At 73.4% G+C, this 25,667-nt stretch carries 24 protein-coding genes; 12 read left to right on the top strand and 12 right to left on the bottom strand.

What is annotated here, in order from left to right:
- Positions 1–80: 80 nt before the first annotated feature.
- The gene (locus tag HEK131_RS14335) at positions 81–1,754 is read right to left on the bottom strand and encodes an FAD-binding dehydrogenase (protein ID WP_244452017.1); all 1,674 of its coding nucleotides are present in this window, start codon (positions 1,752–1,754) and stop codon (positions 81–83) included.
- 5 nt (positions 1,755–1,759) lie between these two features.
- Positions 1,760–2,395 (bottom strand): TetR/AcrR family transcriptional regulator, encoded by a 636-nt coding sequence (locus tag HEK131_RS14330; RefSeq protein WP_244335457.1) that lies wholly within the window; start codon positions 2,393–2,395, stop codon positions 1,760–1,762.
- A 135-nt stretch (positions 2,396–2,530) separates the two neighbouring features.
- Between HEK131_RS14330 and HEK131_RS14325 the strand changes: the two genes are divergently transcribed.
- The gene (locus HEK131_RS14325; RefSeq protein ID WP_244335456.1) at positions 2,531–3,160 is read left to right on the top strand and encodes an alpha-ketoglutarate-dependent dioxygenase AlkB; all 630 of its coding nucleotides are present in this window, start codon (positions 2,531–2,533) and stop codon (positions 3,158–3,160) included.
- 66 nt (positions 3,161–3,226) lie between these two features.
- Positions 3,227–3,973 (top strand): MBL fold metallo-hydrolase, encoded by a 747-nt coding sequence (locus tag HEK131_RS14320; protein WP_244335455.1) that lies wholly within the window; start codon positions 3,227–3,229, stop codon positions 3,971–3,973.
- A gap of 13 nt (positions 3,974–3,986) precedes the next feature.
- Here the strand turns inward: HEK131_RS14320 and HEK131_RS14315 are convergent, their stop codons facing one another.
- Positions 3,987–4,850 carry a universal stress protein gene (locus tag HEK131_RS14315; protein ID WP_244335453.1) on the bottom strand — a complete coding sequence of 288 codons (864 nt, stop codon included), beginning with the start codon at positions 4,848–4,850 and terminating at the stop codon, positions 3,987–3,989.
- Positions 4,851–5,054: 204 nt separating this feature from the next.
- Here HEK131_RS14315 and HEK131_RS14310 point away from each other — a divergent pair, with 204 nt between their 5' ends.
- The 3 genes from HEK131_RS14310 to HEK131_RS14300 are packed head-to-tail and all read left to right on the top strand — an operon-like array spanning position 5,055 to position 8,544.
- Positions 5,055–6,731, top strand: coding sequence for an FAD-dependent oxidoreductase (locus HEK131_RS14310; RefSeq protein WP_244335451.1), 1,677 nt, complete (start codon positions 5,055–5,057; stop codon positions 6,729–6,731).
- Positions 6,728–8,197, top strand: coding sequence for an ATP-binding protein (locus tag HEK131_RS14305; RefSeq protein WP_217464416.1), 1,470 nt, complete (start codon positions 6,728–6,730; stop codon positions 8,195–8,197). The genes HEK131_RS14310 and HEK131_RS14305 overlap by 4 nt, the downstream gene beginning before the upstream one ends.
- On the top strand, positions 8,194–8,544 hold the full coding sequence (locus HEK131_RS14300) for a UBP-type zinc finger domain-containing protein (RefSeq protein ID WP_217464415.1): 351 nt from the start codon (positions 8,194–8,196) through the stop codon (positions 8,542–8,544). The genes HEK131_RS14305 and HEK131_RS14300 overlap by 4 nt, the downstream gene beginning before the upstream one ends.
- Positions 8,545–8,551: 7 nt before the next feature.
- Here HEK131_RS14300 and HEK131_RS14295 read toward each other — a convergent pair whose 3' ends face one another.
- Both HEK131_RS14295 and HEK131_RS14290 read right to left on the bottom strand, forming a co-directional pair.
- Positions 8,552–9,760, bottom strand: coding sequence for an SGNH/GDSL hydrolase family protein (locus HEK131_RS14295; RefSeq protein ID WP_244335447.1), 1,209 nt, complete (start codon positions 9,758–9,760; stop codon positions 8,552–8,554).
- A gap of 145 nt (positions 9,761–9,905) precedes the next feature.
- The gene (locus HEK131_RS14290) at positions 9,906–11,702 is read right to left on the bottom strand and encodes a M4 family metallopeptidase (RefSeq protein WP_244335445.1); all 1,797 of its coding nucleotides are present in this window, start codon (positions 11,700–11,702) and stop codon (positions 9,906–9,908) included.
- 314 nt (positions 11,703–12,016) lie between these two features.
- On the opposite strand from HEK131_RS14290, the gene HEK131_RS14285 reads away from it, so the two are divergent.
- The 6 genes from HEK131_RS14285 (at position 12,017) to HEK131_RS14260 (ending at position 18,106) form a co-directional block, all read left to right on the top strand.
- On the top strand, positions 12,017–13,228 hold the full coding sequence (locus tag HEK131_RS14285) for a serine hydrolase domain-containing protein (RefSeq protein WP_244335443.1): 1,212 nt from the start codon (positions 12,017–12,019) through the stop codon (positions 13,226–13,228).
- A gap of 72 nt (positions 13,229–13,300) precedes the next feature.
- On the top strand, positions 13,301–13,978 hold the full coding sequence (locus tag HEK131_RS14280) for an AIM24 family protein (protein WP_217464411.1): 678 nt from the start codon (positions 13,301–13,303) through the stop codon (positions 13,976–13,978).
- 176 nt (positions 13,979–14,154) lie between these two features.
- Positions 14,155–15,195 (top strand): tetratricopeptide repeat protein, encoded by a 1,041-nt coding sequence (locus HEK131_RS14275; protein WP_244335441.1) that lies wholly within the window; start codon positions 14,155–14,157, stop codon positions 15,193–15,195.
- Positions 15,192–16,193 (top strand): polyprenyl synthetase family protein, encoded by a 1,002-nt coding sequence (locus tag HEK131_RS14270; RefSeq protein ID WP_244335439.1) that lies wholly within the window; start codon positions 15,192–15,194, stop codon positions 16,191–16,193. The genes HEK131_RS14275 and HEK131_RS14270 overlap by 4 nt, the downstream gene beginning before the upstream one ends.
- 127 nt (positions 16,194–16,320) lie before the next feature.
- Positions 16,321–17,355, top strand: coding sequence for a hypothetical protein (locus HEK131_RS14265; protein WP_244335437.1), 1,035 nt, complete (start codon positions 16,321–16,323; stop codon positions 17,353–17,355).
- 97 nt (positions 17,356–17,452) lie between these two features.
- Positions 17,453–18,106 (top strand): DUF2238 domain-containing protein, encoded by a 654-nt coding sequence (locus HEK131_RS14260; RefSeq protein WP_244335435.1) that lies wholly within the window; start codon positions 17,453–17,455, stop codon positions 18,104–18,106.
- Here the strand turns inward: HEK131_RS14260 and HEK131_RS14255 are convergent.
- Positions 18,103–18,597: a DUF6328 family protein gene (locus tag HEK131_RS14255; RefSeq protein ID WP_217464407.1), complete on the bottom strand. Its 495-nt coding sequence runs from the start codon at positions 18,595–18,597 to the stop codon at positions 18,103–18,105. The two genes, HEK131_RS14260 and HEK131_RS14255, sit on opposite strands and share 4 nt — an antisense overlap.
- A gap of 64 nt (positions 18,598–18,661) precedes the next feature.
- Positions 18,662–19,546 carry an SDR family oxidoreductase gene (locus HEK131_RS14250; protein WP_217464406.1) on the bottom strand — a complete coding sequence of 295 codons (885 nt, stop codon included), beginning with the start codon at positions 19,544–19,546 and terminating at the stop codon, positions 18,662–18,664.
- A gap of 166 nt (positions 19,547–19,712) precedes the next feature.
- On the opposite strand from HEK131_RS14250, the gene HEK131_RS14245 reads away from it, so the two are divergent.
- Positions 19,713–20,597, top strand: a complete 885-nt coding sequence (locus tag HEK131_RS14245; protein ID WP_244335432.1) for a LysR family transcriptional regulator — start codon at positions 19,713–19,715, stop codon at positions 20,595–20,597.
- Position 20,598: 1 nt separating this feature from the next.
- On the opposite strand, the gene HEK131_RS14240 is transcribed toward HEK131_RS14245, so the two are convergent.
- The 5 genes from HEK131_RS14240 to HEK131_RS14220 all read right to left on the bottom strand — a co-directional run bounded on the left by HEK131_RS14240 (position 20,599) and on the right by HEK131_RS14220 (position 25,594).
- The gene (locus tag HEK131_RS14240; protein ID WP_244335430.1) at positions 20,599–21,171 is read right to left on the bottom strand and encodes a TetR family transcriptional regulator; all 573 of its coding nucleotides are present in this window, start codon (positions 21,169–21,171) and stop codon (positions 20,599–20,601) included.
- Positions 21,168–22,655 carry an MFS transporter gene (locus HEK131_RS14235; RefSeq protein ID WP_244335428.1) on the bottom strand — a complete coding sequence of 496 codons (1,488 nt, stop codon included), beginning with the start codon at positions 22,653–22,655 and terminating at the stop codon, positions 21,168–21,170. Before HEK131_RS14235 ends, HEK131_RS14240 begins: the two co-directional genes overlap by 4 nt.
- Before the next feature lie 109 nt (positions 22,656–22,764).
- Positions 22,765–23,979 carry an FAD-dependent monooxygenase gene (locus HEK131_RS14230; RefSeq protein ID WP_244452016.1) on the bottom strand — a complete coding sequence of 405 codons (1,215 nt, stop codon included), beginning with the start codon at positions 23,977–23,979 and terminating at the stop codon, positions 22,765–22,767.
- Between the two features lie 91 nt (positions 23,980–24,070).
- Positions 24,071–24,766, bottom strand: a complete 696-nt coding sequence (locus tag HEK131_RS14225) for a ribonuclease H family protein (protein ID WP_217464402.1) — start codon at positions 24,764–24,766, stop codon at positions 24,071–24,073.
- 33 nt (positions 24,767–24,799) lie between these two features.
- Positions 24,800–25,594, bottom strand: a complete 795-nt coding sequence (locus tag HEK131_RS14220; RefSeq protein ID WP_244335426.1) for a VOC family protein — start codon at positions 25,592–25,594, stop codon at positions 24,800–24,802.
- Between the last annotated feature and the right edge of the window lie 73 nt (positions 25,595–25,667).

The following is a 25,667-nucleotide window of genomic DNA, read 5'->3' as shown; positions in this document are numbered from 1 at the left end:
CCGGACCGCGGTAGGCTCGCCCGCCACCCGGAGCACGGTCACGCGCCGGTGCTCCAGGCCTCTTCGGACGCCGACCGGCGTCACCCCACCTCTCGCGCCGCCGCCCTGCCCGCCGCGCGGCCGGAGAACAGGCAGCCGCCGAGGAAGGTGCCCTCCAGCGCGTTGTACCCGTGCACGCCTCCCCCGCCGAAGCCGGCCACCTCACCGGCCGCGTACAGCCCGCCGACCGGTGTGCCGTCGAGGCCGAGGGCGCGGGAGTCCAGGTCGGTCTGGATGCCGCCGAGGGTCTTGCGGGTCAGCACGCGCAGCCGGACCCCGATCAGCGGGCCCGCCGCGGGGTCCAGGATGCGGTGCGGGGCGGCTACCCGGCCGAGCCGGTCGCCGATGTAGCGGCGGGCGTTGCGGATGCCCTGGACCTGCGAGTCCTTGCTGTAGGGGTTGGCCATCTGGAGGTCGCGGGCCTCGATCTGGCGGCGGACCCCGGCCGGGTCGAGCAGCGCCTCACCGGTGAGCTCGTTCATCCTGCCGACCAGTTCCTCCAGTGTGTCCGCGGTGACGAAGTCCTCGCCCTTGTCGAGGAACGCCTGCACGGGAGCCGGGGCTCCCTTGCCCAGCACCCGGTCCCGCAGCACCACCTTGCGGTCCTTGGCCGTGATGTCCGGGTTCTGCTCGGAGCCGGAGAGCGCGAACTCCTTCTCGATGATCTTCCGGGTGAGGACGAACCAGGAGTGGTCGAATTCCGCGATGTCCTCGGTGGTCCGCAGGTGGCGCAGGGTGCTGAGGGTGTCGTAGCCGGGCAGGCAGGGGTCGGGCAGGCGGCGGCCCCGGGCGTCGAGCCAGATGGAGGAGGGGCCGGGCAGGACGCGGATGCCGTGTCCGGGCCAGACGGGGTCCCAGTTGGCGAGGCCCTCGGTGTAGTGCCACATGCGGTCCCGGTTGACCAGGCGTACGCCTGCCTCCGCGCTGATGTCGAGCATGCGCCCGTCGACGTAGGCGGGGACGCCGGTGACCATGTCGGCCGGGGGCGTGCCGAGCCGCTCGGGCCAGTGGCGGCGGACGATGTCGTGGTCGGCGCCGATGCCCCCGGTGGTGAGGACCACGGCCTTAGCGGTCAGCTCGAACTCGCCCGCCGCGTCCCGGTTGGAGGCGACGCCGCGCGCCGAGTCGTCGGGGGCGAGGAGCGTGCCGCGCACCCCGCGGGCCGTGCCACCCTCGATGACCAGTTCGTCGACCCGGTGCCGGTGGTGGAAGGTGAGCAGCCCGTCCCGCGCGGCCTGCCGGGCGTAGCGCACGAAGGGCTCGACCACGCCGGTGCCGGTGCCCCAGGCGATGTGGAAGCGGGGTACGGAGTTGCCGTGGCCGTCGGCGCGCAGGTCGCCGCGCTCGGCCCAGCCGACGGTGGGCAGCAGCTCGATGCCGTGTCCGCGCAGCCAGGACCGCTTCTCCCCCGCCGCGAACTCGACGTAGGCGCGGGCCCAGCGCACCGCCCAGGAGTCCTCGTCCTCGGTCCGGTCGAACCCCGCGCTGCCCCGCCAGTCGTTCCAGGCGAGGTCGAGGGAGTCCTTGACGCCGAGGCGGCGCTGTTCGGGCGAGTCGACCAGGAAGAGGCCGCCGAGGGACCAGAACGCCTGGCCGCCGAGGTTGGCGGCGTTCTCCTGGTCCAGCAGGGCCACCTTCCGGCCCCGGCTGGTGAGTTCGTGCGCCGCGACCAAGCCGGCCAGGCCCGCTCCCACGACTATGACGTCCGCGTCCATGGTGTTCATGTCCTTCCGTCCGCGACTCGTTCGGGGGTGCCGCTGCCGGTCAGCAGGGCGGTGAGCAGTTGCTTGAGCCAGCTCCGGGCGGCGTCCACGTCCTTGTCCAGGAGCAGTTGGACGGTGACTCCGTCGTAGGCGGCGACGACCGCGCGGGCGGTGGCGTCGATCCCGCCGGGCGGCTCGGTGGTGCCGTGGGCCCGCAGGAGCCGGTCGGCGACGGCCTCGCGCAGCCGGGCCCGGTGGTCGAGCAGGGCCTCGGCGACGGCCGGGTCGCGGGCGGCGTGCACCAGGAAGTCGGTCTTCACCAGCAGCCAGTCCACGTCGAGCAGCAGCACCTCGGCGACCCGGTCGACGGAGGCGGCCACGTCGAGCGCGGGGCCCTCCTGGGCGAGGGCGTCGGCGACCTGGCCCGCGATGAGGTCGGCACGTTCCTGGTAGAGGGCGAAGAACAGCTCGTCCAGGGTGGCGAAGTTGGAGTAGAAGGCGCCGCGGCTGTATCCGGCAGCCTCGCAGATCTCCTCGATGGAGACCCGGCCGAACCCCTTGGCGGCGAACACCGCGAAGGCGGCGGCGAGCAGATCGGCCCGCGTCCTCGCCCGCCGCCTGGTGACCCGCGGCGCCCTGTCCTCGGCCGTCATCGCCCGCACCTCCGTTTCGGTACGGGAATGTATCCGATACATCGATGTATCGAAAGAGGCGCACGCGGATCGGAGGCGGATCGCACGCGCACTGATCAATAGAACTCATTTTCGATTAAGGAGTACGCTGGCCCCATGTCCACGCACCTCCAGAGCTCACTGTTCGACCAGGCCGACGAGCTGCGCCTCGGTCCTCTCGACGGGCTGAGCCGGACCGAACTGGGCTCCGGCGCCTGGATCGACGTGCTTCCGGGCTGGCTCGGCGGCGCGGACGCCCTGTTCGAGCAGCTCGCCGCCGAGGTCCCCTGGCGGGCCGAGCAGCGCAAGATGTACGACAACGTGGTGTCCGTGCCACGCCTGCTGGCCTTCTACCGCGAACGCGAACCACTCCCCCACCCCGTGCTGGACGAGGCCCGCGCACGGCTCTCGGCGCACTACGCCCCCGAGCTCGGCGAACCCTTCGTCACCGCCGGGCTGTGCCACTACCGCGACGGCCGGGACAGCGTCGCCTGGCACGGCGACCGGATCGGGCGGGGCAGCCGCGAGGACACCATGGTCGCCATCCTCTCGGTCGGTGCGCCGCGGGATCTGCTGCTGCGCCCGGCGGGCGGGGGCGCGGTGGCGGTCCGCAGGCCGCTCGGGCACGGCGATCTGATCGTGATGGGCGGCTCCTGCCAGCGCACCTGGGAGCACTGCGTCCCCAAGTCGGCGCGGGCGGCCGGCCCCCGGATCAGCGTCCAGTTCCGGCCGCGCGGGGTCCGCTGAACCGGCCGGCGGACCGCGTCTGATTGGGTGGTGCCGGTAGGTCATCGGCCGGAATCCGAGGGGAACATGCGGGCACAGGTACAGCAAGTCGCGGACGGCGTACACCTGGTGGGCGGGCACCACACCAACTGGGTGATCCTGAAGGACGGCGAGGACGTCACGCTCATCGACACCGGGTATCCGGGCGACCGGCAGGGCCTCCTCGACTCCCTTGCCGCCGTGGGCAGTTCACCGGAGGCGGTGACGGCCGTGCTGATCACCCACGCGCACAACGACCACCTCGGGTCGGCCGAGTACCTGCGCGCGGCCCACGGCACCCCGGTCCTGCTGCATCCGGCCGAGGTCCCCCACGCCCGGCGCGACTTCCTCCAGCAGTGCTCCATCGGCGACATCGTGCGCAACGCGTGGCGGCCCGGGGTGCTGCCGTGGGCGGCCCATGTGATCAAGGTGGGCGGCACCGAGCACAACCCGGTGGCCAAGCCCGAGCCGTTCACGGCCGGGGGCGCCCTCGATCTGCCGGGGCACCCGGTGCCCGTGCACACGCCGGGCCACACCGACGGCCACTGCGTCTACCACCTGCCCGAGGCGGGCGTGGTCGTCTCCGGTGACGCCCTGATCACCGGGCACGCGACCTCCCGCGTCCAGGGACCGCAGATGCTGCACGGCTTCTTCCACCACGAGACGGAGCGGGCCGTGACCTCGCTGGCGCTGATCGCCGCGCTGGAGGGCGACGTCCTGCTGCCCGGCCACGGCCCGCTGTACCGGGGCCCGGTCCGGGCCGCCGCCGAGCAGGCCCGCGACCGGGCGTCCTGACCCCGGCGCCGCGTCAGTCCTGGGGGACGACGGCGACCGGGCTGCCCGCGTGGTGCAGCACCCCGTGCGCGACCGAGCCGATCCGGGCGCCGACCGCGGTACGCCGCGCCCGGCGGCCCACCACGAGGAGCTGGGCCCGCGTGGCCTGGGAGACCAGCACCTCGCCGGCGCTGCCCATCTCGACATGCTCGGCCACGGGCACGCCGGGGAACCGCTCCCGCCAGGGCCGCAGCGCGTCGGCAAGCGCCCGCTTCTCGTACGGTTCGAGGCCGCCCGACTCGTCCAGCAGTTTCAGCGAGCCGGGGCTGTAGGCGAAGACGGGCGGCAGGGTCCAGGCGCGCACCGCGCGGACGGTGGCGCCGCGGGCGGCCGCCGTCTCGAAGGCGAAGCGCAGCGCGGCGGCGCTGTCCTCAGGGGTGCCGTGCTGGCCGACGACGATCTCCCGTCCGGCGGCCTCCGCCTCCGCCCGGTCCCCGGCGCGCACCAGGATCACCGGCCGGGTGGTCTCCGCGACGACCCGGAGGCCGACCGAGCCGAGCAGGAAGCCGACCACCGCTCCGTGCCCGCGGGTGCCGAGGACCAGCGACTCGGCACCGGCTGCGGCCGCGAGCAGCGCGTCCACGGCGTCGTCCTCGGTCAGCTCGACGCTCGCGTCCAGTCCGGGGTGCCGTCCGGTGAGCGCGCCGACGGCCCGGCCGATGCCCTCCTCCACCCATCCGCGCTGGGTGTCCCGGTCGGCGGGCAGCTCCCCGACCTGCTGCCAGGCGTGCACCACGCGCAGCGGCAGACCCCGGCGCACGGCCTCGCGGGCCGCCCAGTCCAGCGCGGCCAGGCTCTCCTCGGTACCGTCCACCCCTGCCGTGATCGGGCGTGTCATGCGTGGGCCTCCTCGTCGTCCGGCGCGTCCCGTCGTCACCGACGACGTCGCCATGACCTTGTCACAGCGCCCCGGTGTGCCCGCCACCCGGCGCCCGGCGCACACCGGGGCGAAGCCGCATAAACCCACATACGATGGGCGGGAACCGGCGCGAGGGACCAGCGACACCGTCCCGTGCACCCGACCCGGCCGGGGTGAGGACGCATGGCACAGTCCACCGACGCAGCGCGGACCGTCCTGATGACCGTGGACGACGATCCGGGCGTGTCCCGCGCGGTGGCGCGCGATCTGCGGCGCCGCTACGGCTCGTCGTACCGCGTGGTGCGCGCGGAGTCCGGGGATTCGGCGCTCGCGGCGCTGCGCGAGCTGAAGCTGCGCGGCGATCCGGTGGCGGTGATCCTCGCGGACTACCGGATGCCGGTGATGAACGGCATCGAGTTCCTGGAACGGGCGATGGACGTGTATCCGGGGGCGCGACGGGTGCTGCTGACGGCGTACGCGGACACCGGGGCCGCGATCGACGCGATCAACGTGGTGGATCTGGACCACTACCTGCTCAAGCCCTGGGACCCGCCGGAGGAGAAGCTCTACCCGGTGGTGGACGACCTGCTGGCGGTCTGGCGGGCCGGTGACCACCAGCCGGTGCCGTACACCAAGGTGGTGGGGCACCGCTGGTCGGCGCGGTCCTCGGACGTGCGTGAGTTCCTGGCCCGCAACCAGGTGCCCTACCGCTGGTACTCGGCGGAGGAGCCGGAGGGGCGGCGACTGCTGGCCGCGGCCGGGCAGGACGGGCTGCGGCTGCCGCTGGTGATCACCCCGGACGGCGGTGTCCTGGTCGAGCCGGAGGCACCGGAGCTGGCCGCACGGGTGGGGCTGGCGACGACGCCGACGGCCGACTTCTACGACCTGGTGGTGATCGGCGGCGGCCCGGCCGGGCTCGGCTCGGCGGTGTACGGGGCGTCGGAGGGGCTGCGCACGGTCCTGGTGGAACGCTCGGCGACGGGCGGCCAGGCCGGGCAGAGCTCACGGATCGAGAACTACCTCGGCTTCCCCGACGGCGTCTCCGGCGCCCAGCTCACCGACCGGGCGCGCCGGCAGGCGACGCGGTTCGGCGCGGAGATCCTCACCGCGCGCGAGGTGACGGGGCTGGAGGTCAGCGGGGCGGCGCGGATCGTACGGTTCGCGGACGGGTCGGCGATCGGCGCGCACAGCGTGATCCTGGCGACGGGGGTGCAGTACCGGCGGCTGGAGGCCGAGGGCTGCGCGGATCTGACCGGCTGCGGGGTGTTCTACGGCTCGGCGCTGACCGAGGCGCCGTCCGTCCAGGGGCACGACGTGTACATCGTGGGCGGCGCCAACTCGGCCGGGCAGGCGGCGATGTACCTGTCCCGGTTCGCCAAGTCGGTGACGCTACTGGTGCGCGGGCCGGACCTGTCGGCGTCGATGTCGCACTACCTGGTCCAGCAGATCACCGAGGCCCCGAACATCTCGGTGCGCGGACGCACGCAGGTGGAGGCGGCCCACGGTGCGGACCGGCTGGAACGGCTGACGCTGCGCCAGTTGGACACCGGTGAGCGTGAAGAGGCCGACGCGCAGTGGCTGTTCGTGTTCATCGGCGCCGCCCCGCTCACCGACTGGCTGGGCGGGACCGTGCGCCGGGACGGGCGCGGGTTCATCGTGGCCGGCCCGGACCTGACCGTGGACGGGGGTCTGCCGGAGGGCTGGGAGCTGGACCGGCCGCCGTACCACCTGGAGACCAGCGTGCCGGGCGTGTTCGTCGCGGGCGACGCACGCGCCGAGTCGGCCAAGCGGGTCGCGTCCGCCGTAGGAGAGGGAGCCATGGCCGTGATGCTCGTCCACCGGTATCTGGAGCAGTCGTGAGCGGGCGGCGGATGCCGTGCAGCCCCGGCGAGATCGGCAGCCTGTTCCTGTTCGAGCGCCTGGCGCCCGAGCAGTTGGGGCGGCTGTGCCGGGAGGGCCGGGTGGAGCTGTTCGAGCCGGGCCCGGTGTACACCGAGGGCGATCCGGCGACCTGCTTCTACGTGATGATCGAGGGCACCGTCGTGCTCTCCCGCCGCATCGGCGCCGAGGACGTGGAGGTCTCCCGTACCTCCCAGCGCGGGGTGTACGGCGGCGCGATGCAGGCGTATCTCGGGGACCGGGTGCGGCAGGCGTACAACAACTCGATGCGGGTGACGGTGCCGACGCGGTTCTTCGTGCTGCCCGCGCCGGTGTTCGCGGAGATCATGCGGGCCTGGTTCCCGATGGCGGTGCATCTGCTGGAGGGGCTGTTCTTCGGGTCCAAGAGCGCCCAGGCCGCCATCGGGCAGCGTGAACGGCTGCTGGCTCTGGGCTCGTTGTCCGCGGGGCTCACCCATGAGCTGAACAATCCGGCCGCGGCCGCCGTGCGGGCCACCTCCTCGCTGCGGGAGCGGGTGGCGCGGATGCGGCGCAAGCTGGCGCTGCTCGCGGAGGGGCCCTTCTCCCGCGACGCGCTGGCCAGTCTGATCGAGATCCAGGAGCGCACCGCCGAGCGGGTCGCCAAGGCCCCGGTGCTCGGCCCGCTGGAGGCCTCCGACCGGGAGGACGCGCTCGCCGACTGGCTGGAGGACCACGGCATCGAGCAGGGCTGGCGGCTCGCACCCGTCTTCGTGCAGGCCGGGCTGGACGCCGACTGGCTGGAGCGGGTCGCCTCGACGGTGGACCGGGAGATCCTGGGCGGGGCGGTGGGCTGGCTCAACTACACCATCGAGACCGAGCTGTTGATGAACGAGATCGAGGACGCCACCACCCGGGTCTCCCAGCTCGTCGACGCGGCCAAGCAGTACACGCAACTGGACCGGGCGCCCTTCCGGGTGGTGGACGTGCACCAACTCCTCGACAGCACGCTGCTGATGCTGTCCGGCAAGCTCGGCCCGCACATCGAGGTGGTGCGCCGCTACGACCGCACGCTGCCCTCGCTGCCGGGCTATCCGGCGGAGCTGAACCAGGTGTGGACCAACCTGATCGACAACGCGGTGGCGGCCATGACCGCAGAGGGCGGCGGGGGCACGCTGACCGTACGGACGGAACGGGACGGGGAGCTGGCGCTGGTGGAGTTCGGGGACACCGGGCCGGGGGTGCCGCCGGAGATCCGGGAGCGGATCTTCGACCCGTTCTTCACCACCAAGCCGGTCGGCTCGGGCACCGGTCTGGGACTGGACATCTCCCGCCGGATCGTCGTCGGCAAGCACCACGGCACCCTGCGGCTGGAGTCGGTGCCCGGTGACACCCGCTTCCAGGTCCGCCTTCCGCTGAGCGCGGACACGGAACCCGGGAACCCCCCGAGAACAGAGGAGAGCGCATGAGCGAGGACACCGCGATCGACCCGTCCGTGCCGCCGAGCGGTACGGGGTGCGTGGAGTGCGAGGAGTCGGGGAGCTGGTGGTTCCACCTGCGCCGCTGCGCGCGGTGCGGGCACATCGGATGCTGCGACGACTCCCTGGGCAAGCACGCCACCGCGCACTACCGGGCCACCGGCCATCCGGTGCTGCGCAGTTTCGAGCCGGGCGAGGGCTGGTTCTGGAACTACGCCTCGCAGGAGGTGTACGACTCCGGCCCCGAACTCGCTCCCCCGGAGAGCCACCCGGCCGACCAGCCGGTGCCGGGCCCGGCCGGGCGGGTCCCGGCGGACTGGACGCGGCTGCTGAGCTGAACCGGCGTCAGCGCCGGCAGTCGAGGGCGCGGAGGTCGACCGCCCCGGCGATGGCGCGCATGCCGGCGTCGTCGGGGTGGAGATGGTCGCCGCTGTCGAGGCCGGGCCGCAGCCGCTCGGGGTCGCGGGGGTCGCGCAGGGCGCGGTCGACGTCGGCGACGGCGTCGAGGTCGCGGTCGGTGCGCAGGCGGTGGTTGACATCGCGGCGCACCGCCTCGGCGTCCGGGTCCCACTGGAGCCAGCCCCTGAAGGGCGCGACGGTGGCGCCGATCACGCACAGGCCCGCCGCGTGGGCCCGCTTCGTGATCTCCCGGTAGCCCGCGACGATGTCGGCCGCGCCGGCCCCGTCGGGTGCCTTGAGGTCGTTGACGCCCTCGTAGAGGATCACCGCGCGTACGCCGGGCTGGGAGAGGACGTCCCGCTCCAGCCGTTGCCCGGCGCTCGGGGTGCCGCGGTTGCCGGTGAGGACCCGGTTGCCGGACATCCCCGCGTTGGCGACGCCGACACCGGCCGCGCGCAGCCGCCGGGCGAGGTCGTCGGGCCAGCGCCGGTCGCGGCCGGGGGTGGACCCCCAGCCGTCGGTGATGGAGTCGCCGAGCGCGACGACCGCGCCGCCGCGGGGGTGCGCGGGGCGCACGGAGACGGCGTCGAGGTACCACCAGGAACCGGTGGTCAGGGTCCAGCCGGTGGCGCCGTCACCGCCGGTGTCGGCGTTCCGGCCGATGTAGGAGGTGGTCAGGGCCATCTCGTGGCCGGTGGCGGGACCCCGGGCGTCCGGGGTGCGGAAGCTGACGGCGAGGCGGGCCCCGGCCGGGACGCGGCCGGGGATCGGGTCGCTCCAGACGGTGCCGCCCGCGGGAATGGTGACCGCCTGGGCGCCGCCGAAGGTGAGCGGCCGGTCGCTGCCCTTACGCAGGACGGCGCCCCGGTCCTGGAGGCCGGCGTGGGCGGCGTCGACGGTGAGCGGGCGGTCGCCGTAGGCGTTGGACAGCCGGACGCGCAGGTCGCTCCCTCCGGCGCTGACGCGCACGATCAGCCGGTAGGACCGGTCGGCGCCCGAGCCGACGCGCTGCGCGCTCGCCGCCCAGGTGACGATGCCGGAGCCGCGCACGGTGGCCCCGGCCGGCGGGGTGGCCGCCGGCGCGGGCACCGCCTGCCCGGCGAGGGCGAGCAGCAGGACGGCACCCGCCCGGCACGCTCTCCCCCAGCCGCTCACCCGGCCGGTTCCTTCGTTTGGCCCATGCCTGTGATGGTCCCGCCGACGCCCGCGCCGCGCACCTCGGTACGTTCCGTGTCCGGTCCCGTACGAAGGCCCCGCCCCGCGCTGAGGCGGGACGGGGCCTTCTCGGAGCCGGTGTGCGTCAGCGGGTCGCCGGGGTGTTGGCGGCCGTGACGTTGACCGCGGCCCAGGCCCGGTCGACGGTCCGGTACTCGGTGCTCGTCGCGCCGTACATGTCCCTGGCCGCGTTCAGCGTCGCCACGCGGGCGTCGTGGAAGTCGGTGGTGGAGACCATGTACCGGGTCAGGGCGCGGTAGAAGACGGCCGTGGCCTTGGCGCGGCCGATGCCCTTGACGGCGCCGCCGTCGTAGGTCGGGGAGTCGTAGGCGACACCGCCGATGGTCTTCTTGCCGCTGCCCTCCGCCAGGAGGTAGTAGGCGTGCGAGGAGACTCCGGAACCGGCGTGCACCTCGGTGTTGTAGGTGGCGTCGGACCAGTAGTCGACGGTGCCCTCCAGCTTGTCCAGGGAGGGGCGGTCGAGACGGCGCAGGAACTTCTGCCGCAGGCCCAGCTTCTCGCCCAGCAGGTAGTTCGGCGGGTTCTTCGCGTTGTCGGCGTAGAACTCCACGTTGGACCCGAAGACGTCGGCGAGGGACTCGTTGAGCGAGCCGGGTTCGCCGTACTGGTTGCCGTCGCGGTCGACGTAGGTCGGCTCCAGCTTGGCCGTGGCGTCGACCACGCCGTGGGTCAGCTCGTGACCGGTGACGTCGAGGACGACCAGCGGCTTCTTGATCATGTCGCCGTCGCCGTCGCCGTACAGCATGCAGGCGCAGGCCGGGTCCCAGAAGGCGTTGCCGACCCCGCGGCCCCAGTGGACCATCGCGCGGGCGGCGGTGCCCTTGTTGGTGATGCCCGCGCGGTCGAAGGTCCCCTTGTAGAAGTCCAGGGTCTTGGTGATGCCGTACTGGGCGTCGGCGGCGGCGCTGTTGCGGTCGCTGGTGCTGCCGTTGCCCCAGGTGTTGCTGGTGCCGGTGATCGCGCTGCCGCTGCCGAAGGACTCGGTGTACTGGCCCTTGGCGTCCCGCGTCTCGGTGTCCCATCGGGTGGGGTCCTGGAGCTGGAAGTGGCCGCGCGAGGTCTGCGTGGTGGTCAGCGGGACGCTGCCCACGAACAGGGTCTTGCCGGTGCCGGACGCGGTGGCCGGGTAGCCCGAGACGCCCTTGGTGACACGGGCGGTCCCCGCCGCGGAGGGTGCCCCGGTGGTCGGGGTGACCGTCTCGCCGTGCGCGCGCAGCGCCTTGAGGAGCTTCGGCGACAGGAACTCGTCGGCGTCCGGGGTGTTGCTGCGGACCTCGCCGGTGACGGCGTCCACGACGACCGTGCGGGAGCCGTTCGTCTCGCCCAGGGCGCTGTCGGTGACGGTGACCTGGTAGGCGAGGGCGGTGGAGCCGCCGCGCGCGTCGACGACGAGTTCGGCGGTTCCGGCGTCACCCTTCGCGGCGGCGGCCGCCTTGGCGGCCGCCTGCCGTGCGGTGATCCGGGCGTCGCCGGCGGCGGCCCGGACGGTCTGCCCGGCCGCGCGGGTGACTCCGGTGTAGGCGAGCTGCCCGTCGAGGTGGACGACGAGGTCGCCGCCGAGCACCGGCATGCCGTCGTGGGCGCGCTGGAAGCGGACGTGACGGCCGCCCTCGGGGTCGAACATGACGTCCCGCACGCGGAGTTCGTCACCGGTGCCGACCCCGGAGGCGTCGGCGTGGGCGAAGGCGGCCGCGCGGGCGGCGGTCACCACGGGGGCGTTGCGGGCGGTGGCCCTGAAAGCCTCGGCGGCCGCGCGGGCCGCCGAGGGGTTGGGGCGGGCGAAGGCCGTACCGGCCAGGCCCGTGGCAGCCGTCGCCACCGCGACGGCGACGGCCACACTGCGTATGTGCGGTCTGCGCACCAGGGGGAGTTCCTTCGTTCGACAGCGGCCGGACGCGCCGGACGCCGTGACACATGGCGCCGTTGGGCGGCCATCGGGGCAGGCGGGACGCGCCCCGAAGGGTCACCCTTTCGGATGAGTCATGGCCACGTAAAGAAGGAATGATCCATTTCGCTGCTCTCCAGGACAATCCTTTACCCAAAGGACACCTCGGAGTGATCGGCGCGTGGCCGACTGTGTGTCGACTGGGGAGACGCGGCGTCAATCCCCTAGGTTCCAGGCCGGAATGTGACGGAAGTCGCATCGACGACGGCGTGGACGGGAGTGGTGACCTGATGGTCTCGGCAACGGTGGGCAGGGGTGCGGTACTCGGGGCGGTGACACTGTCGCTGCTCGTGGTCCCGGCGCAGGCGGCGACCGGGGGGCGGAGTACGGCGACGGCACTCCCCGCGCCCGACACGGCGGGCGTGGACGGCGTGCTGCGCACGGTCCGCACGCAGGGCGCGCCGGCCGCGCTGGCCCGGATCGACGACCAGGGCCGCAGCCATCTGATCAGCCGTGGGACCGCCGACCGGGGTACGGGCCGCGCGGTCAGCACCACCGACCGGTTCCGTATCGGCAGCGTGACCAAGACGTTCTCCTCGGTCGTCCTGCTCCAGCTCGCCGACGAGGGCAAGCTGAACCTGGACGCCCCGGTCAACCGGTATCTGCCGAAGCTGCTGCCGAGCGACGCCATCACGGTGCGGCACGTACTGAGCCACCGCAGCGGTCTGTACGACTACACCAACGACATGTTCGCCCAGAGCGTCTCGGGCTTCGAGGCCGTGCGGAAGAAGGTGTTCACCTACCCCCAGCTCGTCGCGCTCTCCCTGAAGAAGCCCCGCGTCAACGCGCCCGGCGCGGCCTACTCGTACTCCAACACCAACTTCGTGGTCGCGGGCATGCTCATCGAGAAGCTCACCGGGCGCCCCGTCAAGGAGGCGTACCAGAAGCGGATCACGGGACCGCTGAAGCTGGCGGACACCTTCTACGTCCACCCGGACACGAAGATCCCCGGCCGGTTCGCGCGCGGCTATCTGACCCCGGACCGGGCCGGTGACGCGCTGGTCGACGCGACCGAGCAGACCGTGTCCTGGGCGCAGAGCGCGGGCGCCGTCATCTCCACCGCCAAGGACCTCAACACCTTCTACGCCGCCCTGCTCGGCGGCAGGCTGCTCTCCTCCGCGCGGCTCGCGGAGATGGAGCGCTTCACCAAGGTGGACGCGACCACCGCGTACGGCCTCGGTCTGCGGCGCCGCGACCTGTCCTGCGGGGTCTCGGTGTACGGGCACACGGGCGCGGTGCAGGGGTACTACACGTACGCGTTCGCCACGAAGGACGGCAAGCGGGCGCTGACCGCGGTCGCCACCACCTCCAACAACGGCAAGGTCCTCAACGCCCTCGCGGGCGCCCTGGAACCGGCGTTCTGCGGCAAGAGCGCCAAGCAGCGGCGCGGTCCCGCGCTGGTGGAGCGCAACGCGGACATCGCCCCGGCCCCCACCCGCTGAATCCCCCGTCCCGGACGGGCCGTCGGGTCCGTGATCTTGGCGGAACCGTCCCGTCCGGGACACCATGCGCTCATGAAGGGTGACCTGTTTTCCAGTGAGCACATGGTCCGTCCGGCCGTCGAGCCGGGGATGACGATCGAGAACGGCAAGTGCGTCAAGTACGCGGTGGACGGCGAGATGCTCGCCCGCCAGGGCGCGATGATCGCCCACCGGGGCAGCCTCCAGTTCGAGCGCAAGGGCCAGGGCGTGGGCGGCATGCTCAAGCGCGCGGTGACCGGCGAGGGGCTGCCGCTGATGTCGGTGCGCGGGCGCGGCGAGGCGTGGTTCGCGCACGAGGCGCAGAACTGTTTCATCGTCGAGGTGGAGCCCGGTGACCAGTTCACCGTCAACGGCCGCAACGTGCTGTGTTTCGACTCTTCGCTGTCCTACGAGATCAAGACCGTGAAGGGCTCCGGCATCGCCGGCGGCGGCCTGTTCAACAGCGTGTTCAGCGGGCACGGCAGACTGGGCCTGATCTGCGAGGGCAACCCGCTGGTGATCCCGGTCTCGGAGCAGACGCCGGTGTACGTCGACACGGACGCGGTGGTGGGCTGGACCGCGCAGCTCAGGACCTCGCTGCACCGCTCGCAGTCCATAGGGTCGATGCTGCGGGGCGGTTCGGGCGAGGCCGTGCAGCTCATGCTCCAGGGCGAGGGCGTCGTGGTGGTCCGGCCGAGCGAGGCCACGCCGCAGAAGCCCCAACAGCACTGATTCCGTACGGGGGTTTCCCGCGCCACTCGGAGTGATCCGCGTCGCACGGGCAACCCCCGTCGCCGTACCGACGTCTTGCCGGACGACCGACCACGCCCCGGCCCCGCGCTGGACCGGGACGATTCGCCCGCGCGCTATACGCGTCGCGTATACACGTGGTGTATAGAAGGGTTCACATGTACGGCAAGGCTTTCGCCCCGGAGTACCAGGGCGCCCTGACCACCCTGTCCGTCAATTCCTCGCTCACCGACGTGCTGGCCGAGGGCACCGAGCGGCTGCGTGAGGCAGAGCGGGCCGGACAGCCCGCCGAGGTGGCCCGCTGCGGTCTCGCGGTGGCTGAGGCGCACCGGCGGCTCGGCAGCACGGCGGAGGCCGACCGCGCGTGGAAGGCGAGTTACCGGGCGGCCCGCACCGCCGGGGACACCGCGGCGATGGCCTGGGCACTGTGGAGCGGGGGCACGCTGGCCCGGCAGCGCGGGGCGTTCCCGCTGGCCTGGCGGCTGCTGGGGCTGGCGGCCGAACTCGGCGAGCGCGGCGGCGACATCGTGGTCCGGGGCTACTCGCTGGCCGGACTCGCGGAGACCGGGCGCATCCAGGGCGACTACGCGGCGGTCGGCCGGCTGCACGAACAACTGCTGGCCGAGGCCCGCAGGCGCGGGGAGGCCCGGCACACGGTGTGGGCGCTGGAGGGCATCGCGCAGATGCACCGCAACACCGGCGACTTCGACCGGGCGTACGCGTTGTTCGAGGAGGCCGCGGAGATAGCCGGGCGGGCCGACGACCGGCGCGGCCACGCCTGGGCGCTGCGCGGCCTCGCGGACATCCTCTCGGCGCGCGACGGGGACACCGGCCGGGCGCTGGAGCTGCTGTCGCGGGCGGAGGAGACGTGCCGGTCGATGAACCTGTCCAGCGCGCTCGCCTACAACCACAAGATGCGGGGCAACGTCTTCTACCGGGCCGGACGCCACGAGGAGGCGCGGGACCTGTACGGCCTGGCGCTGTCGGAGTTCCGCACGATGGACGAACCCCGGGGCGAGGCGCTGTCCCGCCTCGGCCTGGCCAAGTCACTGGCCCGGCTGGGCCGTGACCCGAAGGAGACGGCCGCCGAACTGGCCGATCTGGCGGTCGTGCTGGAGCGGTCCGGGCTGCGGCACGCGCGGGAGATGGTGGCGCGGGCACAGGCCGAGTTCGCGCCGGAGACGGAGGAGGCCCGGTGACGGCGGTGTTCCGCGCGGAGCGGGTGACTGCGGCCCATGTCCTCGGCGAAGCCCGCGAGTTGGTGCGGCCGGCGCTCGGCGAGGCGGTCGCCGGGCTGCATCCCTGGCTGGCCGAGATGGCCGCGTACTCCTTCGGCTGGGGCGAGGGCGCCGAGGCGGGCGGCAAGGGGGTGCGGCAGGCGTTGGCGCTGCTGGGGGCGCGGGCGGTCGGCGCCGAGGCGTCGGCCGGGGTGCCGGGTGCCGTCGCGGTGGAGCTGGTGCACGCCTTCTCGCTGCTGCACGACGACATCATGGACGGTGACGAGACACGGCGCCGTCGCCCGGCGCTGTGGAAGGCGTACGGCACGGGTCCCGCCGTGCTGGCCGGGGACGCGCTGTTCGCGCTGGCCGTCGGTACCCTGGCCGAGGTGCCCGGCGGGGTGCGGCTGCTCTCCGGCGCGCTGGCCGACCTGATGCGGGGGCAGGCCGACGACCTGCTGTTCGCATCGCGTCCGTGGAGCGGCCCGGAAGCGGTGACGCCCGAGGAGTACCGGGTGATGGCGGAGGGCAAGACGGGGGCGCTGCTGGGCTGTGCGCTGGCCCTCGGCGCGCTGCTGGGCGGGGCGCCGCGCCCGGTGGCCGACGCGCTGGACCGGGCAGGACGGCACGCGGGGGTCGCCTTCCAGCTCGCCGACGACGTGCTGGGCATCTGGGGGCGCCCCGAGGTCACCGGCAAGCCGGTGGGCGGGGACCTGCGCGAGGGCAAGAGGACGTATCCGGTGCTGGCCGCGCTCGCCTCGCCCGACGGCGGCCGGCTGCGCGGCCTGCTCGCGGCGCCGGACCGTACGGCTCAGGCGGCGGCGCTCGTCGAGGCCGCGGGCGGCCGCGCGGCGGCCCTGTCCGAGGCCCGCGCGCACATGGCCGCCGCCCGGACACTGCTCGACGGGCTGCCGCTGGAGCCGGGCGCGGCGGGTGAGCTGCACACCCTGCTGGACTCCCTCGCCGACCGCGAACGATGAGCCGGCCTGTGCCCGGCGCTCCTGACGGGCCACGGCGAAACATCGCCTATCGGTCCATATAGGCTGCCCTCGGCGCCCGGCCGGCCGGGCGCCGCACCATCGAGCCCCGTACACAGGAGAGCCATCCGTGACCCTGGCCATCGACCCCTCCGAGACGACCGCCGACGCTCCTGCGCCCCTGTCCGACCTCGTGGCGCGTGACGCCCGCGAGTTCGGGGTGTACGCGCGCACCGGCGGCTGGGCCTTCGCGCTGATGGTGGCGCGCAGCGTGCGGCCGGGCGGGCAGGCGGCCGGGGAGACCCCGAAGGTGTCCGCGAAGGAGTTCGCGGAGCTGGCGGACTGCTCCCCGGAGCGGGTCATGCGCTACTACCGGGCCTGGGACCGGGCCGCCGACGACGGCCTGGTCCCGCAGTTCGAGACGCTTCAGCCGGGACAGCAGATCGAACTGCCGGACTCCGACGCGTGGTTGAGCTACTACAGCTCACGCAGCAGCGCGACCTCCGAGCGCGGCACCGCCATCGCGGAGGCCGCCGAGGCCGAGGGCATCCGGCCGACGAAGGCGCTGGAGGTGGCCGAGAACCCGACCGCGCTGCGCGCCGCCATCCTGGCCGACCCCTCCACCGCCCGCGCGGCCCGCTCCGCCCTGCTGGACCGGATCAAGGAGGACCCCGAGCTGCAGGCCGAGCTGGCACGGGACGTGGTGCGCACCGACGACCTGAAGAAGGCCGTCGCCACCGAGAGCCGCGCCGCCGACAAGATCGGCTACGTGCGGCAGATCGCGGAGTCCGGGCAGATCAGGACCCCGGCCGGGCAGACCGTCGAGGCCCCCGCCGAACTCCGCGAGGAGGCCGAGCGTCACCTGTCGCTGCTCGACGAGCTGGATGACGACGAGGACACCGGAGAGTGGGCCGTCGAGGCGTACGACACGCTGAAGACACTGGTCGCCGACACGGTCGAGGCCGATCCCGAACTGCGGGTCCAGGAGCGGCGCACGAAGTTCTACGGCAGCCTCCAGAAGGCGACGCGGGCCTTCGAGGAGCTGACCTTCGACGACGCCCAGGACTTCTACGAGGACGACATGGTCCGGCGCCTGGAGGAGTTGCAGCAGGCGATCGGCTCGTGCCTGACCGCGCTGCGCGGCGCCGTGGGCGACAAGCCCTAGGCGCGCCGGGCCGGGGCATGAGTACCAGTACTCATGCCCCGCGCTCCGGGTGGCCGGACGATGGGGCGGCCACGTCACCCGTCCTCTGGAGTCCGCCATGACCGCAGTCCACCCCGACCGGCCCTCCGTCCGCCGCGCGGTGCCGCCCGCCGTGTTCGCGGGCGTGGCCGCCGTGGGCCTGGCCGTGTCCGCGTGGGGCGCGCGGGACCGTACGACGTGGTTCCTGGAGACCTTCTGGGTGCTGCTCGGGCTGCCGCTGGTGGTGCTGCTGTGGCGCCGCTTCCCGCTCACCGGGCTGCTGTGCGGCCTGCTCACCGTGCACGCCCTGGTGCTGGCGGTCGGCGGCCACTACACGTACGCGCAGGTACCGGCGGGCGACTGGGTCCGGGACACCTTCCATCTGGCCCGCAACCCCTACGACCGGTTCGGGCACCTGATGCAGGGGTTCGTCCCGGCGATCCTGGTGCGCGAACTGCTCACCCGTACCTCGCCGCTGCGCGGCAGCCGCTGGCTGGCCCCGCTGACGGTGTGCGCCTGCCTGGCGTTCAGCGCCTGCTTCGAGCTGCTGGAGTGGGCGGCCGCTGTGATCGGCGGCCACGGCGCGGACGCCTTCCTCGCCACCCAGGGCGATGTCTGGGACACCCAGTGGGACATGTTCTGCGCCCTGATCGGCGCCGTGCTGTCACTGCTCCTGCTGAGCCGGGTCCACGACCGCTCGCTGGCGGCACTCGGGACCCGGGCCGGACGTTAGTCGGGATCGGGGTCCGTGTGCCGTAGCCGCGCCCACATGGGCAGGCCGTACCAGCAGACCAGGTACCAGCAGACGACGGCCCCGACCAGCCACGGCACATAGCCGTTGTGAGTCGCCACCCGGAGGATCAGCAGCAGCGAGCAGGCCATGGTGGCCAGGAGCAGCACCAGGCCGATGAAGGTGAGCGCCGAGGCGAGTCGCACCGCCTGCGGCTTCACCCGGTGCCCGGAGACCAGGCGGTGCAGCGATACCGGTCCGATGAGGGCGCCGGTCGCACAGGCGCCCAGGACGACGGTGACGATGTAGATGAGCTGGTCGGTGCTGGACAGTTGGGCGTACTTCGGCTGGAAGACCACGGTGAGCAGAAAGCCGAACAGGATCTGTACGCCGGTCTGGGCGACCCGTACCTCCTGGATCAACTCGCCCCACTTGCGGTCGGCCCGCTCTTCCGCTGTCTCGTCCCGCCCCCTGCGCGGTGCCTCCTCGGTCATGCGGTGCAATTAACCGCGCAAACGTTCCTTCAAACCGGTCACCTGTCCGGGCGGCCTGTGTTGCTCACACGAAGTAGTGGCCTTCGTCCAGGTCGGTGAGGAGCCCCGGCTCCTCGGGCCGCCAGCCGAGCCGCTCGCGCGTGAGGGCACTGGAGGTGGGGTTGTCCACCCCGGCGAACCGGCCGAGGAACCCGAAGTGCTCCCCCGCCCGCTCCGGCGGCACGCTCACCACCGGCACGTCCAGGTGACGGCCGATGACCTCCGCGATGTCCCGGAACGGCACGCCCTCGTCGGCCGCCGCGTGCCACCGGGTACCGGCCGGGGCCTGCTCCAGCACCAGCCGGAACAGCCGGGCCGCGTCGCGGCGGTGGACACCGGGCCAGCGGTTGGCGCCGTCCCCGACGTGACCGGCGACCCCCTTCTCGCGGGCGATCCGGATGAGGTGCGGTACGAAGCCGTGGTCGCCGCGCCCGTGCACGGAGGGCGCGAGCCGCACCACCGAGCCGCGCACGCCCTGTCCGGCGAGTGCGACGGCGGCCTCCTCGGACGGGGTGCGGTGGGTGCCGGGCGCCGGCGCGTCGGTCTCGACGGCGAGCCGGCCGGCCGGGGCGATCGCGGTGCCGGAGGTGACCACGAGCGGCCGGCCGGAGCCCGCCAGCGCGGCGCCCATCGCCTCGACGGCCCGCAGGTCGGTGGCGCCGGCCGCTTCGAAGTCGGCGAAGTCGTGGACGAAGGCGAGGTGGATCACCCCGTCGGAAGCGTCAGCGGCGCGGGCCAGACCCTCCGGATCGTCGAGACCGCCCCGGAACACCTCGGCGCCCGCCTCCTTCAGCGCGGCCGCGCCGTCGTCCGAGCGGGCGAGGCCGACGACCTCGTGCCCGGCACCGATCAGTTCGGGCACGACGGCGGAGCCGATGAACCCGGTGGCCCCGGTGACGAAAACACGCATGTGACGCTCTCCTCGGATGGTCGGTGGAAGTGCCTCCATCGTCGGCCGGGCGCAGCCCGAGCGTCCAAGGCTTCTTTCGCATCGGGCAATACGCTCCGGGCATCACCGCAGGTGAAGGCGTCGGTACGGCGGGACGCCCCGCGCCGGGGACCGTAGGCTGGAAGGCATGTCCGACTTCGCGGATCTCGATCTCCGGCTGGTCCGGTACTTCACGGTCGTCGCCGAGCACCGGCACTTCGGCCGCGCGGCGACCGCCCTGCACATCACGCAGCCCTCGCTCAGCCGTCAGGTGCGGCGTCTGGAGCGGGAGTTGGGTGTCGAGCTGCTGGACCGCACCCCGCAGGGCACCCGGCTCACCGAGGCGGGCGAGGTCTTCCTGCCGCGTGCCAGGGCGCTGCTGCGGGCCGCGCTGCAGGCGGCGACGGAGACGCGGGCCGCGGCCGAGCCCAGCCGGATCACCGTCGGCTACACCACGGGCGTACTGGTCACCCCGGCCGTGCGGGAGATGCGGCGCAAGTTCCCGGACGCGGACGTACGGTCCACGCACCTGCGCTGGCACGAGGCGCGGGACGCGCTGCTCGGCCACCGGGTGGACGCTCTGGTGGCGAGGCTGCCGTTCGCCACCGACGGGCTGCGGGTGACCGTGCTCTACGACGAGCCGCGCGTGGTGGTGGTCCCACTGGAGCACCGGCTGGCGGGCAAGGAGTCGGTCACGCTGGACGACATCGCCGACGAGCCCCTCCCCCGCGTCCCGGACCCGATGTGGGACGCGTTCTGGCGGATCGACCCGCGCCCGGACGGTCGGCCCGCGCCGGACGGGCCCTTCATCGGGGACATCGAGGACAAGTTCGAACTGGTCGCCTCGGGCCAGGCGTTGGCGATCGCGGCGGCCGCGCCGGGGATGCCGGCGCGGCCCGACCTGACCGCGATCCCGCTGCACGGGGTGGAGCCCTGCCATGTCGCGCTGGCCACCCGCGCGGGTGACGGCGGCCGCCTGCTCGCGGCGTTCCGGCGCTGTGCCGAGTCCCTGCTGACCGGCCCGGAGGGGTGAGTCAGGCGCCGGGCGTCAACTGGGCCTGGACGAGCGGCCCGTAGCGGTCGGCCACCTCGTCCGGGTCGCTCTCGCGCAGGCGGGGGCCCCGGGCGATGCCGTACATGACGCCGAGCCCGATGAGCGCGGCGACGGCCAGCTCGGCGCGCAGGCCCGCGTCGGGGCCGGTGAGCCGGGCGGCGAGGCGGTCGGTGACCTGGGCGCGGAAGTTGGCGCGCAGGATGTCGCCGCGGTCACCGTGCAGGGGTGCGAAGGCGATGCGCAGCAGCGGGTCGGCGCCCCGGTCCCGCTGGCTGGCCAGGACGTGCCGGACCATGTGGCGCCCGAGGCCGGCCAGGGGCGCGTCGAGGAGGTCGTCGGCGTCGGTGTCGAAGGACATGACCCGGGCGAACAGGGCGTCCTTGTTGCCGAAGTACTTCAGCACCAGCGGCGGGCTGACCCCGGCCCCCTCCGCGACGGCCTTGAGGGTGATGTCGGCGTGCGCGTGCCGGGCCAGGAGATGGCGGGCGGCCTTGAGGATGGCCGCCTTGGTGGCCTCGGCGTCCCGGCGTGCGGGGGCGGGTGCGGTGGTCATGCTTCCTCCAGCGTGCGGGCCCCCTGGGTGGCACCTCCGGCGCGGCGGGTGCCGCCGGGAGCGCTGTCGCCGGGGATGGTGAGCGCGGCCGCGCAGGCGGCGAGCGCGACGGCGCCGGCCATGGCGAAGGCCAGCAGATAGCCGTGCAGGGTGGGCACCGGCACCCCGGCGACGAGGCTGGTGTGGTGGACGAGTACGGCGGCGACGGCCGCGCTGGAGACGGCCTGGCCGATGGTCCGCATCAGGACGTTGACGCCGTTGGCGGAGGCGGTCTGGGCCGCCGGTACCGCGCGCAGGATCAGGGTGGGCAGCGCGGAGTAGGCGAGGGTGGTGCCCGTCGCCACCACGGTCGCCCCGAGGATGATCATCCACAGGTCGCGGCTGTCGGCGATGCGCAGCGCGTATCCGCAGGCGATGACGGCGGCGCCCAGGGCGAGGGTGATGCGGGGGCCGCGCCTGGCGGAGATCCGGGCGGACAGCGGCGAGAACAGCAGCATGGTGACGCCGCCGGGCAGCAGGCACAGTCCGGTGGCGACGATGGACAGCCCGAGGCCGTAGCCGCTGGCCTTCGGGGCCTGGACGAGCTGGGCGGTGACGAGCGAGTTGGCGTAGAAGGCGAAGCCGGTGAGCAGGGCCGCCACATGGGACAGGCCCACCCGGGGCCGGGTGACGAGCCGTAGGTCCACCAGGGGCCGGGCGGTCCGGAGCTGGTGGCGCCACCACAGGGCGAGCACGGCGGCGAAGGCGATGAACAGCCCGATGACGGCGGGGCTCCCCCAGCCCCACTGGCCGCCCTGGGACACGGCGAGCAGCAGGGACACCAGCGCGGCGGCCAGGCCCAGCGCGCCGACCACGTCGAACCGGCCTGGCTCCCGCACGGGCGACTCCCGCACGGCCCACCAGGTGGCCGCGACCCCGAGCGCGCCGAGGGCGCCGGTCAGCCAGAACATGGTGTGCCAGTCGGCGTACTGCACGACGAGCGCGGCCAGCGGCAGGCCGAGCGCGGCGCCGATGCCGACGGTGGAGCTCATCAGCGCCACCGCCGATCCCCGCCGGTGGGGCGGGAGTTCGTCGCGCAGGATGCTGATGGACAGCGGGACGACGGAGGCGGCGGCGCCCTGGAGGGCGCGGGCGGTGATGAGCACGGTGATGTCGGAGGACAGCGCGCACAGCACCGAGCCGACGGTCATCAGGGCGAGCGCGGAGGTCAGCACCCGGCGCTTGCCGTACATGTCACCGGCGCGGCCGAGGACCGGGGTGAGCACGGCGCCGGAGAGCAGGGTGGCGGTGACCATCCAGGAGACGGCGGCCGGGGAGGACCCGGTGAGCCGTGGCAGGTCGGGCAGGAGCGGGACGACCACGGTCTGCATGACGGCCATGAGGATGCCGCCCGACGCCAGCACGGGGATGGTGAGGCGCTCCCGCAGCCGGGGCGGCGCCGCGAGGGTGCCGGACGGCTCGGGTATGGGGGCGGAGGGGTCCATCGACGCTCCTGCGGGTGAATGTGCGTGACCGGTGAATAGCCATTCACTCTATCCAGTGAATGGCTATTCACCAAGATTTACCCGGCCCGTGAGCAGGAACGACGCGCCCTCAGTCCCGGTGGCCGGTACTGCGGGCGTGCAGGGCGCGCGCCGCGCGGGGGCCGAGCCAGCGCTTGAGCCGGCGCAGCGGTTCCAGTTGTCCGGCGGCCTTGTCGAGGCCGTAGTAGAGCTGGGGCGGGACGTAGGGCAGCAGCGGGGAGTGGCGCTGGCCGAGCAGGGCGAACATGCGGTGCGGGGGCAGGTCGATATAGCGGGGCAGGCTCTCGTACCAGCGGGCGCTGTAGCGGGCGGCGCTCTGCGCGGAGAGCAGCTCGGTGCGGCGGCGCCTCTCGTAGGCCAAGAGGGCGTCGGGCAGCGCGGGGTGTTCGCCGAGGGCGGTGGCGAGGCACATGGCGTCCTCCAGGGCGAGGGTGGTGCCGGCGCCGATGGAGTAGTGGGTGGTGTGGGCGGCGTCGCCGAGCAGGACGAGGCCGCCCGTGTGCCAGGTGCGGTTGGTGAGGGTACGGAAGTTCAGCCAGGGGACGCTCGCGCCGTCGTCGGTGCGGCCGATGAGGGGGTGACCGTCGAGCAGGCCGGCGAAGAGCCGCTCCAGCAGGGCGAGCCCCTCCCCCTCGTCCAGGCGGTGCAGTCCGAGGCCGGTGAGGGTCTCGGGCGAGCACTCGATGACGCAGGTGCTGTGTCCGGTGTCGTAGGGGTAGCCGTAGGCCCAGATCCAGCCGTGGGCGGTCTCGACGAAGGCGAAGGTGAAGGCGTCGAAGACCTTGGTGGTGCCGAGCCAGAGGAAGTGGTTGCGCCCGTGCGTGACCTGGGTGCCGAATTCGTCCGCACGGCCCGTTCGCAGGGCGCTGCCGATGCCGTCGGCGGCCACCACCAGGTCGGCCCCGGCCGGGGGTTCGGTGATCTCGCTCTCGAACTCCAGCCGTACGCCGAGGGACCGGGCCCGCTCCGAGAGCAGTTCGAGGAGGCGGTGGCGGCCGATGCCGAAGCCCTGGTCACCCGGCTGCCGGGTGCTCGCGTCCCGTACGTGGGCGACGCCTTCGTTCCAGTGGACCGAGTTCTCCGCGACGGCCCGCGCCGACTCCGGGTCGTGGGCGCGGAGCCGGTCCAGCAGTCCCTGCCAGTAGGTGACGCCCCAGCCGTACGTCGACCCCTCGGCGGCGCGTTCGTGGACGGTGATGTCGTGGGACGGGTTCTGCCGCTTGAGCAGGATGGCGAGGTACAGGCCCGCGGGCCCGCCTCCGACGCAGACGACCTTCACGCGCACACCCCTGGAAGTCACCGGACGTAGTCGATCGGCCTCGCAGGGTAGCAGCGATGGCGTACGGCCCGTTCCTTGAACCTCCGGCGGCGCGGGGTCAGTCGGTGGCGGTACGGCAGTCCGGGTGGCCCCAGCCCTGCGCGTTCTTGGCGATGGACTCGCCGGCCGCGTAGGAGCGGCCGCACAGGCAGCGGCCGGGGAACTTGGCCTTGATGGTGCGCGCCGGAGCGGACCCGCCACCGGTGCGGCGGGGTGCCTTGCGGCGGGCGGCCGGGGCCGGGGTGTCGGGCGACGGCGGCGGCTCGGGCGAGCCGTGGGCGCTGCCCGCGGCCTCCTGCACCACCGCGGCCTGGCTGGCGGCGCGGTCGGCGAAGTCGTTCAGCGGGTCGCCGTCGACCTGGTGGGCGGGGACGTAGCGGAACTCGACGGAGCGGCCGTCGAGCAGCGCGTCGATACGGACGACGAGTTCCTGGTTGGCGACCGGCTTGCCCGCGGACGTCTTCCAGCCGTTGCGCTTCCAGCCGGGCAGCCAGGTGGTGACGGCCTTCATCGCGTACTGGGAGTCCATCCGGACCTCCAGCGGCACATCCGGGTCGACGGCGGCCAGCAGCCGTTCCAGCGCGGTGAGTTCGGCGACGTTGTTGGTGGCCCGGCCGAGCGGACCGGACTCCCAGCGGGCCGGGGTCCGCTCGTCGTCGTCGGAGACCACCCACGCCCATCCGGCCGGTCCGGGGTTTCCCTTCGAAGCCCCGTCGCACGCGGCCACCACACGTTCACGCATGTGCACGATCATGCCATGGCCGCGAGGAGGGGCGGACCGGGCCGGTCAGACGTCCTTGAACCGAGGCGTCTCTCCCTCCGTGGTGGTGATGTCGATCACCGAGAAGTTGGCGCCCTGTGGGTCGGTGAGCGCGGCGAACCGGCCGAAGGGGCTGGTCATCGGGCCGAAGCGGAGCACGGCACCGCCCTCGGTGGCGCGGGCCACGGCCGCGTCACAGTCGTCCACGGTGAAGTAGACGCTGACGTACGAGGGGACCTCGGGCGGGAACTCCTCGCCCATCCGCATCCGGCCGAGGACCGCGTCGGCGCCGACGTCGAACAGCCGGAAGTCGATGTGCTCGTCCGCCATCTCCTTGACCCGGTAGGGGAAGACGCCGGAGAGGAAGGCGTCCGTCTTCTCCGGCTCGCGCGTCAGGACCTCGGCCCAGCAGTAGGCGCCCGGGGTGGCGGTCGCCTCGAAGCCCTCGTGGGCGTCGCCCTGCCACACCCCGAACACGGCGCCGCTGGGCTCGCGGGCGATCACCATCGTGCCGAAGTCACTGACCGGCATCGGCCCCATCAGCACCTCGCCGCCGTTATCCCGGATCTTCGCGGCGGTCGCGGCCGCGTCCGGTGAGGCGAAGTAGAGGCACCACTGCGACTGCCCCTCCTGGCCGGGCATGGGCGGGACGATGGCGGCGACGGCCTTGTCGTCGGCGTACGCCTGGGTGTAGTTGCCGTACTCGGACGACGACTCGCCGAAGGTCCAGCCGAGGACTTCGCCGTAGAACCGCTTGGCGCCCTCCAGGTCGGTGAACATCGCGTCGGCCCAGCAGGGCGTTCCTTCGGATTGCACGGCCATGGTCGGCCCTCTCGTCTCGACGGTTCGTCCCGGATCATCACGCTAGCCACCCGGCGGGCGGCGCGCTCGGGGA

Origin of the sequence: Streptomyces seoulensis, assembly GCF_022846655.1 — a bacterium.
Lineage (GTDB): Bacteria > Actinomycetota > Actinomycetes > Streptomycetales > Streptomycetaceae > Streptomyces.
This window is presented reverse-complemented; position numbering and strand designations above follow the sequence as displayed.